7 protein-coding genes and 1 riboswitch are annotated in these 12,486 nt (G+C 55.2%); of the genes, 1 reads left to right on the top strand and 6 read right to left on the bottom strand.

The window, feature by feature from the left end; translation table 11 throughout:
- Positions 1-7: 7 nt before the first annotated feature.
- The gene (locus CIG75_RS05010; protein WP_094235659.1) at positions 8-889 is read right to left on the bottom strand and encodes a hypothetical protein; all 882 of its coding nucleotides are present in this window, start codon (positions 887-889) and stop codon (positions 8-10) included.
- 239 nt (positions 890-1,128) lie between these two features.
- A riboswitch (cyclic di-GMP riboswitch) is annotated at positions 1,129-1,219 on the top strand.
- 13 nt (positions 1,220-1,232) lie between these two features.
- Between CIG75_RS05010 and CIG75_RS05005 the strand changes: the two genes are divergently transcribed.
- Positions 1,233-1,541: a hypothetical protein gene (locus CIG75_RS05005; RefSeq protein WP_094235658.1), complete on the top strand. Its 309-nt coding sequence runs from the start codon at positions 1,233-1,235 to the stop codon at positions 1,539-1,541.
- Positions 1,542-1,675: 134 nt separating this feature from the next.
- Here CIG75_RS05005 and CIG75_RS05000 read toward each other — a convergent pair whose 3' ends face one another.
- The 5 genes from CIG75_RS05000 to CIG75_RS04980 form a co-directional block, all read right to left on the bottom strand.
- Complete coding sequence (locus CIG75_RS05000; protein ID WP_094235657.1) at positions 1,676-2,560, bottom strand: YitT family protein; 885 nt, start codon at positions 2,558-2,560, stop codon at positions 1,676-1,678.
- 98 nt (positions 2,561-2,658) lie between these two features.
- Positions 2,659-3,357 carry a FadR/GntR family transcriptional regulator gene (locus tag CIG75_RS04995; RefSeq protein WP_094235656.1) on the bottom strand — a complete coding sequence of 233 codons (699 nt, stop codon included), beginning with the start codon at positions 3,355-3,357 and terminating at the stop codon, positions 2,659-2,661.
- Between the two features lie 53 nt (positions 3,358-3,410).
- Positions 3,411-4,055, bottom strand: a complete 645-nt coding sequence (locus CIG75_RS04990; RefSeq protein ID WP_094235655.1) for an SGNH/GDSL hydrolase family protein — start codon at positions 4,053-4,055, stop codon at positions 3,411-3,413.
- A gap of 113 nt (positions 4,056-4,168) precedes the next feature.
- Positions 4,169-5,266, bottom strand: a complete 1,098-nt coding sequence (locus tag CIG75_RS04985; protein WP_094235654.1) for a serine hydrolase domain-containing protein — start codon at positions 5,264-5,266, stop codon at positions 4,169-4,171.
- 112 nt (positions 5,267-5,378) lie between these two features.
- Positions 5,379-12,455, bottom strand: coding sequence for an amino acid adenylation domain-containing protein (locus CIG75_RS04980; protein WP_094235653.1), 7,077 nt, complete (start codon positions 12,453-12,455; stop codon positions 5,379-5,381).
- Positions 12,456-12,486: the final 31 nt, after the last annotated feature.

The raw sequence follows: 12,486 nt of genomic DNA, 5'->3' as shown, positions 1-12,486 counted from the left end.
CACCTCTTTACGGGACATTTTTCATCAAGGCCGTATGCGCATTAAAATACATCCAGACCGGTTCGGATACGAGCGGGCTCATCAAGTTCGGTTCGTCGATAGCAAACCGCGCCTGAAACAACAGCTTCTGCTGTTCATCCTTATATTCGACCAAATTCTTCATCAGTTTCATATCTTTCATTTCATCCGGGGAAAAGACCATCTCCAGCATCCGCACTTCCCCCGGCAACCACTCGTCGAGCGGCCCATTGAGCGTGCCGTTAAAGACAACACTCTCATGATAGTAGGCGCTGATCGCAATCCGCTTCAAGGTGAAATTGCGCAGATAGCCGTTGTGCACGAACATCCGTACTTTCAGCTTGCCATCAGCATCGATCTCCATCTCGCTGACCCCCGGTACGAACAGCAAATTGAAAAAACCAGAGACAAAATAGCGCCCGGTCGGCAACTGTGCAAGTTGGCTTTCAACTTCACGGCGCTTCGCATCGGACAGCGTCTCAAGCTGCTTCTTATTCCAGACCACCGACTTTGGAATAAAGCTGGTCGTCGGCACTTCGATCTTCTGCTGTTCCGATTGTTCCGGCTGTTCCGATTGTGGTTGCGGCTTCGTGATCGGTTCGGCAGATGGTGCAGGCTCCGTTTGTCGATTCATCAAGAACATGGCGCCGAAACCGAGATTGCCAAGCAAGGAGGCGCCGACCAGTATCAGCACCCAGAATGGCGCTCGCTTTTTGTTCGCCGATGATTTTGTATTTTGGGGTGTCCAGCGTTCGCCAGGCGTGTCTAGGGACAACGCCCCTGCTTGTTCATCAACCGCCTGAAGCGCTTCGAAAAATCCCGCCTCGTTCGATTCGGAGCAGAGCTTGTCTTTTCGCTCATCAGTTGCCATCGTGATTTATGCTCCTTTTCCCGATATGAATCAATGTTCAATCTTTTAAGTTAATGATTGAAGCGATTTTTGGTACTTCAGAACTATTGAATAAATTTTCATGATTATAAAATGTCATGCAATATGGGCTATAAGTCCTGCTCCTGTCTTGACTTCCCCACTATTATACCCTAAGATAGAACTATCAGCTTTGTCATTTGTACGACATCTATTTAATTTATGTCGAAATCTGTTACATCCACACGAAACGGCAAACCGTTCGAAAGGACGGGACGCAAAGCCACGGGCCTACCGCGCGACATCGTCCGCCACGGCAGCCGGGTTGCCGAAAGGAGTAAGCGTTATGCGTTTCCGACTCCCTGTCTCGTTGTTGATCGGGATCATGATGGGCTCACTCTCCGTCATGATGAATGTCCCAAATCTGGTGACGCTCACAGAAGGGATCGTGCTCACACAGACGGTCGGTCTGAAGTCTGAAGCTCTGGATTCCTTTATCCAGAGGGATCACAATCTGGTCCTCGAACAGTATAGCTTCTATCAGGAGAATCGTGAACTGTTCGACAACTGGAGTTCGTTACAACATTCCGAATTCTTTTATCTTTATCAAGATAGAATTACCGCACTGTTCGAAGAAAATATGCAACTGTTCTAACGTTACCATCACGACTTCGCAAGCATGCGCCTGTTGCCCAATCGGCAACAGGTTTTCTTTTTGGATACAGTCCACTTCCATTATACGGCTCTTGTCCCATCGGTTCAATGGGAAAGCCCTCCGCAGAGGGAGGGCTAGTGTATTGCATTTTTCTTAAAGCGTCCACCCATCACATCGGCAACATGTTCGATCGCAACAAAAGCTCCCTCGTCATATTCGAGCACGATGTCTTTCAATTTAGCAAGTTCAAGGCGTGTCACAATCACATAGAGCAGTTCTTTTTCTTCGCCCGTATATCCACCCTTGCCATAAATGTGAGTGACCCCCCGCCCCAATCGATTGCGGATCGCCTCTGAGATTTCGTTTGGTGAGTCTGAGATGATCGTGACCGATTTCGATTCATCGAGTCCTTCGATCGTGATGTCGATCATTTTAAACGCGATGAAATAGGCGATCAGCGAATACATCGCATGGTCCCAACCAAATACAAATCCAGCGCTGCCGAGAATGAAGATGTTGAAAAACATCACCACTTCCCCAACGGAAAAACTCGATTTGCGGGCGAGCAAGATGGCAATAATCTCTGTGCCGTCGAGCGACCCGCCATAGCGGATGATCGTCCCGACCCCGATCCCAAGTACCACCCCGCCAAAGACGGATGCGAGCAGCAAGTCGTCTGTGAACGGCCTGACGCTGTGAAACAGCGTGACGAAGCTGGACATCAGGATGACGGCGATCGTCGTCGTGATCGCAAACGTTCGGCCGATCAGCTTGTACCCAACGAGCAGAAAAGGGAGATTGAGGACGATCATATAGAGTCCGACCGGCTTGTCGGTCAGAAAGGCCAGCAGGATCGAAATACCGATCACGCCGCCGTCGATGATCGAGTTGGGAACCAGAAAGATTTCCAGCCCCACTGAGACGAGCAAGGAGCCGAGCGTGATAAAAAACATGCGTTTGATCTTGGCGGCTAACGATTGTTTGCGGTGATTCCGCTTGAGTATCGGCTGTGCTTCCATCTGCTACCCTCCTTCTCATTTGTCATCTCACATCATTTTCCTTCGGCCCGCTATTTATACACAAAAGCACCCGATCACTTTTGACGTGACGGGTGCTTTTAGGTTTTCTTGGCGAGGACATGTCGCTCACAGTGCAGCAGATGATCGGACATCAGTTCGACCGCTCGCTTCCCATCGCGACTGCGAATCGCTTCGAAGATACGGCGATGTTCAGCGATCAACGCCTCCACATCGTCGGTCGCTTCATGCGTGAGGCGCAACGTGCTGCGCAGCGCTTCCGACAGCGTATTCATCAAATTGAGAAATACGTTGTTGCCCGACGCTTCGGCGATCGCGATATGAAACTGCAGCTCGCAGCTCACCTGCTCCTCCAGGGTGTGACAAGCCGCCTCCTGCCGATTGAGCGCCTGCTCGATCCTCGCTAACCCTTCGTCTGTCCAACGCTCACAAGCGCCCTGTACGGTGCCGATCTCCAACAAGCGGCGCATCTCCAACAGTTCGCGCATGTTGCTGCGTCCAAGCAAAAGCGCGGCGTTCATCGGCTCGATGATCATCGTCTGGACATCGATCTTTTGGACGAACGTGCCTTCTCCGTGGCGCAGATCGATCAAGCCCATCCCGACGAGCGAAGAGAAAGCTTCGCGCACTGTAGCACGCGACACGCCGAATTCCTTCGCCAGCTCGGTCATCGGCGGCAGTTTGTCACCGGGGGCGAGCACGCCCTCTTCGATCATTTGCTTGATGTGCTGGGCAACCTGCTCGTAGATTTTGTTCGATTTGTTTTTTGGTTTGGCCACAGTTGTCCCTCGACTGGATGAATTTTGATTTATTTTATTATAGCATGATAATTCTACCGAATGTAAGAAGATAGGTGGCGCGCGATTACGGCGTGACCAGCATTGTTCGGATGAATTGGACGGCGAAATAGCTGTAGCGCATCTTCAATACGCCCGGTGCGGTACCCCTCGATCAAGGTGGGTTGATTGCCTTCGATCCAAGAATGGACAGGGGCGAGCTCGGTGTGCAGGCGTTTGGCAGCCTGCTCTGTGACCGAGTTGAGGGCGCCCACCGCTTCTAGAGCGACAGGGGAGTTCGGAAACGGGTTATATTGGGTGCAGAGGACGACGCGGGCAGAGCTATGACGACCGATGGTGGAGACGATCTGTTCGAGGTTGTGACCATAGGAAGTGAGCAATCCAGCCACAGCCGCTTTGACCGGCCTACCTTGGCCGACAATGGCGATCGCAGCTTTCAGCAAGTCGTTGCCGCCGATCCAGATCGTGACGGTGGTCGAGCGGCGCACTGCGTCGAGCGCGTAGGGCAATGCTGCGACGAGGGCTCCGCTCGTCCAACCGTTATGAGCAACGACCCGCAAGGCGGCCTCTTTCCCGCGCTTCTTGGCGCCTTGGACGATGAGCGACGGATAGGCCAAACTGTATGAAGTGGCGTTTAGCCCCGCCGTGATCGAATCTCCCAAGGCGGTGTAGCAGATCATGTAACTTCACCTCCCTGCAAATTCCCCAGATCATACAACATATGCCTGTCAGCGAAAAAAAGCGACCCCGCAGAGGATCGCATTTTGCGGAAAAGACGAGATCGCCCTCCCTTTTACTCGTTGAACACCTTTCTATGAAACGCAGCGGTCCAATCGAACAGCCCTTCACTACTGCTGCCTTGTGCTGCATTGGTCATGGTGACAGACGTCAATTTGCGCACCGGATCGCACCATAGCGAACAGCCGGTGGTGGACAGTTGACCATACGAAAGCATCGGGGCACGCTCTCCAGCCGGACAGTGTTCCGATGCGGTCTCAAAGCCGAGCCCATAACTCTGCCCTTGCCAGACGGCGTGCGCATTGACGGCGAGCGAGACCAGTGTCGTATCGAGATAGCGCTGGCGCTGGAAGATGCCTTTGCGCACCCACATCTCCGCATAGCGGGTCAGGTCGAGCGCGGTGGAAAACAGCCCAGCGTGCCCGGCGATGCCGTCCAGTCCGTAAAACGCATTGGCGTCCTGCGCTTCACCGCACAACGCATGGTCGCGCCACGGAAAGGATTCGTGGTGTCCAAAAGCAACCACTCGCCGTTGCTCCTGCTCATTGCCCATCTCCGTCGCCGCACAAAGCTCCGACGGTAGGCCGTCCCCTTCGGCAAAAGAAGTCTGATACAGCTCAAGCGGGCCAAAGACGAGGCGTTCGCAGACATCTGCGAAGGGACGATCCCAGATCCGTTCCAAGGCAAAGGCCAGCAGCATGTAGCCGAGATCGCTTCTGATCAACCGTTCGCCCGGCACCGTTTCCAGCGGCGTGTCGGCCAGCGCGCGAAGGTAAGCTTTGACCCCGCGCGCCTGCAGAAACAACGGACGCCATGCGGGCAGTCCCGAGGCGTGGGACAACAGATGGAAAAAGCTGATCTGGCCCTTCGCAAAGCGATCAACACCCGTCGCAAACTCCGGCAGAAAGCGGGCGATCGGATCGACCAGCGTCAGTTTGCCTAGCTGCACCGTGCGCAGCACGGCTGGCAGCGTCGCCACCACTTGGGTCAGCGTGGAGATATCAAAGCGCGTCTCGACTGACAGCGCCCGCTGTTGCGTCGCATCTGCTACACCGTGCGCCTCATAAAAAAGCGGCTCCCCGTTGCGCGCCACGCAGACGACAGCTCCGGGAAAAATGCCTTGCGCGACCCCTTGTACGATCATATCTCGCATTCTAGTATCCCTCCCTAGTCGATTACGAACATCCTATGCGGGAGGGCTCGCCGATAAGACAAAAACCTCGTCCCAAGGTGCGGACGAGGTTTTGCTGTTTGCTCAATCGATCTTAGAACAGGTCATCCAGCGTGTCTTCAAGCCGTTCCAACGCAAACTGTTGCAAGCGTTTTTCCGGTTCCTCGACAAACTGTTCGAGCACATAGACAAATTGGGCGAGTAAGCGATCGACCGTATCTTTTTGGAAGCGGAACGCATCATAGTGCGTACGAATCCAAAGATGATCGCCTTTTTCAAAAACTTCGATGTGTAGATCAAACGGTGATCTTTCCACTTCCATGCTCACTTGATCAGCGATCACTGCTTCGTACTCGAACCCCACAGCATGCAAGTCATCATGAAGTTTGAAGCCGCCTGTGTGCACGTTTTGGCCGACGAGCACAATCGAATACAGCGGATCGTTGGTGCTTCTGTGAGCGCGCAGGTCCTGTACGAGCAGATCGTATGGGTAATCCTGATTCGCATACGCTCCGAACGCGACCGTCTTGATGCGCTCGATCACCTGCATTGCAGTCGGGTTGCCCGACAGGTCGGTACGGAAAGCGGCCGGATTGACAAGCACGCCGATCACCGGTTCTAACTCCGGATTGGTACGCCCAGTCAGCGGCGAGCCGACGACTACGTCCGTTTGCCCAGATACGCGGGATAGCCAGATGTTAAACGCCGCCGTCACGGCGAGGAACGTGGTCGTGCCTTGCTGGAGAGCGAGTTGACGAACCGCCTCTGTCAGTTGTGCATCGACTGTCGTGAGCCGCAACGACATCGGTTCTGGGCGCTCCACCTCATCCAAATCGTAATCGTAAGGCAACGGCGGCGGTGCGCCGACGTCTGCGAGTCGCTCCAACCAATACGCTTTCTGATCATCCATGTCGCCGTCTTTTAGGGAGTGCGCCTGCCACTCTGCATAATCCACATATTGCAGCGCTTCGGGCAAGCTTCCTTCCTGACCTGCAACTGCCGCTTGGTACAGTGCAGCAAAATCGTTCATGTACACGATCGATGACCAGCCGTCATAGACGATCGCATGTGTCGAACGCACCCAGAGCGCTTTGTTGTCTGTCAGTTTCAAAAGCGCCGAGTAGAACAGCGGGCCGTTGATCAGATCATACGGTGTGCTGTAGACCCGCGCCAGATGTTCGGCGATCCGGGTCTGCTGCTCCGCTTCGCTGTGATGCGACAGGTCTTCGAACTTGCAGGCCATCTCGAGATCGTCGCGCACCACTTGATAGGGCACTCCGTCCGCTTCGAAGAACGTCGTGCGCATGATGCTGTGGCGCTGTACCAATTGTGCATACGCCTGTTGGAACGCTGCGACGTTGACTTGGCCGCGCAACTCGCTCACCATCATCGAACCGATCGCCGACTCGGGATGCATGATAAATTCGAACCAGAATCGTTTTTGCGCATTGGACAGCTCATAACGATCGCGCGTCGCGGCATGGCGCACAGGTTTCAACTGGCCTTTTGCATCGGAACTGCGCACATCGGCCACCCGTTCTGCCAAACCTGCCACCGTCAAACATTCGAACAGATCGCGCAGTGGTAGCGACGTGCCCAGTTCGCGGTTGATGCGCGACATGATGCGGGTCGCATCGAGCGAATGTCCGCCCAAGTCAAAGAATTTGTCGTACACACCGACCTCATTCAAGCGCAGGATCTCTTGCCAGATGTTCGCGATGGTACGTTCGATCTCATTGCGCGGGGCGATGAACGCAGCTTCCAGATCGGGACGCTCCTCGCCAGGATCGGGCAGCAATTTGCGGTCGAGCTTGCCGCTGACCGTCAGCGGCAAGGCGTCCATCAACACGAAGCGCGCCGGCACCATGTACTCGGGCAACAAGGCGAGCAGATGTTCACGCAGCGATTCGACCGTTACATTCTGGCCCGCCTCCAACTCGTAATAGCCGACGATGTAATAGCCGCTCGGGCGCTTGTGTGCGACGACAGCACACTCTTTGAGCGCTGGATGGGTGACCAGCACCGCTTCGATCTCCGCCAGTTCGACGCGTTGACCGCGCACTTTCACCTGATCGTCGCGGCGGCCAAGAAACATGATCGAACCATCTTTACGGTAGTAGCCGCGGTCACCCGTCTTGTACATTACCTCGCCTGGTGCGAACGGATGTGGGATAAACGCTTCTGCGGTACGCTCCGGGTTGTTCAGATAGCCGCGCGCCAGTCCGACCCCGGCTAAATACAGATCTCCTGGCACCCCGATCGGAATCGGGTTCAGATTCCCGTCCAAGATGTAGACCTGATTGTTGTCGATCGGTCGGCCGACCGAAACGATGCCTTCTTCATTCGCATCGGCTGCCGTCACCTCATGGCAGGTCGAGTCGATCGACACTTCGGTCGCCCCCCATTGGTTGAACAGCCCAGCACTTGGCAAGTTGTGCAAGAAAGAGCGGACCAGATCGGCGCGCAGCGCTTCGCCAGAGGAGATGACGATGCGCAGCGCACGCAATTGCTCTTGTTTCTCCGCTGTCACCGCATCGAGGAACAAGGACAGCATCGACGGTACAAATTGCAGGACAGCCGTCTCATAGCGGATCGCCGCCTCCATGATCGCGAGCGGATCTTTGTGCAGTTCTGGTTCCAGCATCGCGATCCGCGCGCCAACCATCAGCGGCCAGAAGAATTCAACTGCCGCATCGTCGAAGGTCAACGTCGTTTTTTGCAAAACGGTTTCTGTCGCCTGCAAGTTGTAGCGGCGCTGCATCCAATTCATCCGGTTCACCCAGCCGTCATGTGTGGAGCAAACGCCTTTCGGTTTGCCAGTCGAGCCTGAGGTGTAGTAGATGGAGACGAGATGATGAGGCAACAGATCAGTCTCCGGCTTTGTCTCCGGATGCTTCGCAATCTCCGCCGCATCGCGGTCAACAAACACGTACTTGACTGCTCCTTGCGGCAAGCGGTCGGTCAGATGTGCCTGTGAGATGCAAACGGGGGCCTGTGCATCTTCCAGCACCTGCGCTTTTCGGGCTGGAGGAGCATCCGTATCGAGCGGCAGGTAGGCACCGCCTGCTTTCAGCACACCGAGCAGGACGACGACCAGTTCAGGGCATCGCTCCAAAGAGACACCGACCGGAACATCCGGCCCTACGCCAAGAGCGCGCAGGTGGTGTGCCAAACGGTTTGCCTGCCGATCGAGTTCGGCGTAGGTCAGCGTTTGCTCACCATAGACGACAGCGATGTGATCCGGCGACTTTTGCACTTGCTCTTCGAACAGTTCATGCAGACAGCGTTCAGTCGGATAGTCCGCTTCTGTGTCGTTCCAAGCGACGAGCAGTTTCTGCTCCTCTTCGCGGGACAACAGAGACAGCTCGCCAATGCGCGCGTCCGGATGATCGATCACATCTGCGAGAAGGCCGATCCAATTTTGAATCATCCGATCAATCGTGTCCGCATCCCACAGGTCGGTGTTGAACTCCCAGTTGACGGTGATGCCTTCGTCCTTCGAATCCCCTTTGCCGCGCACGCCAAGGCGTTTGGAGTGGCGCGGGATGACCATGATGTTCATATCAAATTTGGCCGAGCCGTTGTTCAGGCCTTCGTGGATGAACATCTCCACGCCTGGGATCTCAATTTCTGGCATCGGGGTGTCATGCATCGAGAACATCACTTGCATCAACGGGTTGCGGTTCAAATCGCGTTCGATGCCAAGTGCCGCGATCACTCGCTCAAACGGCACGTCTTGGTGTTCATACGCTTCCATCGACGTTTGGCGCACCTGTTCGACGATCTCTTTAAAAGTCGGATTACCGCCAAGTTGGGTGCGAAAAAGCACGTTGTTAACGATCATCCCGATCAGGCGTTCCGTCTCTTTGAGACGGCGGTTGGCGATGCCCGTCCCGACGAGGATATCCTCTTGACCAGAATAGCGATACAGCAAGACGTTGTACGCAGCCATCAGAGTCATAAACAATGACACGCCGTTTTTGCGCGAAAACTCGCGAATGCCTTTCGATACTTGATAAGGGATTTGGAAGCGGAAAGCAGCCCCTTTAAAACGCTGTACCGCCGGGCGCGGATGGTCGAGTGGCAACTCGAGAATTCCCGGTGCTCCCGTCAATTTATCTTTCCAATAGGCCAACTGGCGATCGCCCTCTGGGCCATCCATCATCTCGCGCTGCCAATCGGCAAAGTCAACAAACTGAATCTCCGGATCGGGGAGCGGAGATTGATTGCCTTCCACATAGGCGTTATAAATGTGCAAGAAGTCGTACAGGAAGACGGAGAACGAAAAGCCATCGTGGACGAGATGGTCTTCTACATGGAGCAGCGTGTGGACATCCTGTTCCAGCTTGAACAATGTCCAGCGCACCATCGGCAGTTCATCGAGCTTAAATTGCTTTTTGATCTCCACCTCGACGATCTTGTCCATCTCGGCCTGCTTCTCCGTTTCCGAGAGTTGATGCAGATCGACCACCCGCAGTTTGATCGGCTCAAACGGCTCGACCACTTGTGCCGGTTCGCCGTGAACCGATTGGAAAGTCGTGCTGAAGATGTCATGGCGGCGCAGAATTTCGTTCAAGGTGCGCTCCATGATCTCCACATCAAACGGACCTTTAAACGTCAGCAGGCACGAAGCGCTGTACGACAAGTTGTCTGGGAACAGTTCGCGCAGAAACCAGATCCGTTCCTGTGCATAAGAGAGCGGCATGCGCTCCCGGCGCGGACGCTTCGTAAGCGGGGCCAACGTTTCGGTTGTCTCGCGCTGCATCCTTGCCAACTCTGCGACCAATTCGATGAGCGTCGGTTTGGCGAACAGCGTGTTCAGCGGCAGTTCTACCCCGAACAGTTCGCGCACTCGAGCCACCACTTTTGTCGCCAACAGCGACTCGCCGCCCAGTTCGAAGAAATGATCATGGACGCCGACCTGTTCAACGCCAAGCACCTCACTGTAAATCTGAGCTAGCATCATTTCGTCCGGCGTAGCAGGTGCTACATACGCTTCATCATACAACGCTCGGTCGGCCGTATTCGGCACCGGCAACGCCCGGCGGTCCACCTTGCCATTTTGCGTCAACGGAAGCGCTTCGAGCAACGCGAACGCCGTCGGCACCATAAAATCGGGCAGGCGTTCCGCCAGATAGCGGCGCAGTTCGCGCACCGACAGGGCACGGCCCTCTTTCGGCACGACATAGCCGGCCAAACGCTTCACACCCGGCGTGTCCTCTCGGTCGATCACCGATGCATTTTGCACATCGGGATGGGTGAGCAGCGCAGACTCCACTTCATCGAGCTCGATGCGGAACCCTCTGATTTTCACCTGATTGTCGATCCGCGAAATATATCGCACACGACCGTCCGGCAGATAGCAACCCAAGTCGCCCGTCTTATACAAGCGGGGCACGGTCGCATCCTCAAACGGATTGTCGATAAACTTTTCTGAGGTCAAATCTGGGCGGCCCAGATAGCCGCGCGCCAGACCGGCACCACCGATGCAAATCTCACCTGGCACACCGACCGGAACCGGCTGCAAGTTGGCATCGAGCAGATAGACGGTCGTATTTTGCATCGGGCGTCCCACGTTCACCGCTTCTCCAGGCAGGCAAATGCCGATCAACGCGCCGACCGTCCCTTCTGTCGGGCCGTAGCCGTTTACAAAATGGCGGCCTGTAGCGCTCCACTTTCTGACCAGTTCGGCGGCACACGCTTCTCCGGCCGAGACGACCACTTTCAAATGCTTCAGCTGATCTTCTGGCAACAGGGCGAGCACCGACGGCGGCAAGATCACATGCGTCACTTGCTCCCGCGTCAGCAGCTCGACCAGACCTGGTCCTGGCATCACTTTGTCTTTCGGTGCCAAGAGGACCGTGCCTCCGTTCATCAACGCTGGGAACAGCTCGGCTACCGAGGAATCGAAGGAAAACGCTGCAAACTGCAACATGATCGTGTCTTCATCGATCTGAAAACGCTCGGTGATCGCCATCGACATGTTGCAGACATTGCGGTTTTCGATCATCACGCCCTTTGGTCTGCCCGTCGTGCCCGATGTGTAGATCACGTAAGCCAAATTGTCCGGCTGGACTGCAAAATCCGGGTTGTCCTCACTTTCCTTGGCGATCTCTGGCCAGTCGCTGTCGAGGCAGATCGTCGTAGCGACCGACAACTCGATCTTTTGAAGCACATGCGTTTTGGTGAGCAACACTTGCACGCCCGCATCTTCGACCATAAAGGTGAGGCGCTCTGTCGGATAGGCTGGGTCGAGCGGCAGATAAGCAGCACCCGCTTTCAAAATGCCGAACATTCCGATAACCATCTCCACAGAGCGATCCACGCACAGCCCGATCAACTGTTCCGGCTGCACCCCTTTAGCGCGCAAGGCACGTGCGAGTTGGTTCGCGCGGCGATTCAGTTCCGCATAGGTCACACTCTCTCCTTCAAAACGGAGCGCGATCCGGTCGGGCGTCTTCTGCACCTGCGCTTCAAACATCTTATCGATCATCTCATGGTCGAGCGGGGCCGTCGGTCCTGCCGTCCACGACTCGAGCAAGAGTTTGCGCTCTGCTTCGGTGATCAACGCCAGCGCGATGAGCGGTTGGGCGCCGCTTTGCAAAGCGGATTGTAACAACTCTTGCAGGTGTCCGCCCATCCGCTCGATCGTAGCTAGGTCATACAGTTCAGCGTTGTAGGAGAACTTGAGCAACAGCCCGTCCGCTTCCTGACGAATGATCAGCGCCACGTCATACTCACGCGCTTTAGGAAGTGCACATTCGAAAGCGTACAGCACTTGTAGCGCCGAATCATCTGTCAAAACAGCTTCCCGCTCGATCGAGGCAACCTGTTCCTGCACCGCACGAGTCAGTTCGGCAAACGTTTGCAGCGGGCTTAGATCACTGCACAGCAGACGCACTAAACCGCTTTCATCGACCAGACCGATCCCCAACTCCTCTTGGCCGGAATATCGCGCTAATAGCGATTGAAAGGCGACCAGCAACAAAACAGATAACGAAACTCCTTCACGTGCACCAACTTCTGTCAGCGCTTGAACACATTGATCGGGCAACACAAACCGCGCTTCCGCTTCCCGAAAAACCACCGTCGCAGGTCGCGGACGATCCACAGGTAATGTTAACAAAGGAATCTCAGTTACTTGACGTTTCGCAGCATTTTGGATCAGCACGTGTCGCTCAGCTCCTTAAACTGTATCTTGA

Origin of the sequence: Tumebacillus algifaecis (genome assembly GCF_002243515.1) — a bacterium.
Classification (GTDB): Bacteria; Bacillota; Bacilli; order Tumebacillales; family Tumebacillaceae; genus Tumebacillus_A; species Tumebacillus_A algifaecis.
Note: the sequence above shows the minus strand (reverse complement) of the source record. Positions and strands in the feature narration are given on the sequence as shown.

Coding starts and splice junctions, on each gene's coding strand:
- CIG75_RS05010 (WP_094235659.1), bottom strand. CDS start 889: ATGGCAACTGATGAGCGAAAAGACAAGCTCTGCTCCGAATCGAACGAG.
- CIG75_RS05005 (WP_094235658.1), top strand. CDS start 1,233: ATGCGTTTCCGACTCCCTGTCTCGTTGTTGATCGGGATCATGATGGGC.
- CIG75_RS05000 (WP_094235657.1), bottom strand. CDS start 2,560: ATGGAAGCACAGCCGATACTCAAGCGGAATCACCGCAAACAATCGTTA.
- CIG75_RS04990 (WP_094235655.1), bottom strand. CDS start 4,055: ATGATCTGCTACACCGCCTTGGGAGATTCGATCACGGCGGGGCTAAAC.
- CIG75_RS04985 (WP_094235654.1), bottom strand. CDS start 5,266: ATGCGAGATATGATCGTACAAGGGGTCGCGCAAGGCATTTTTCCCGGA.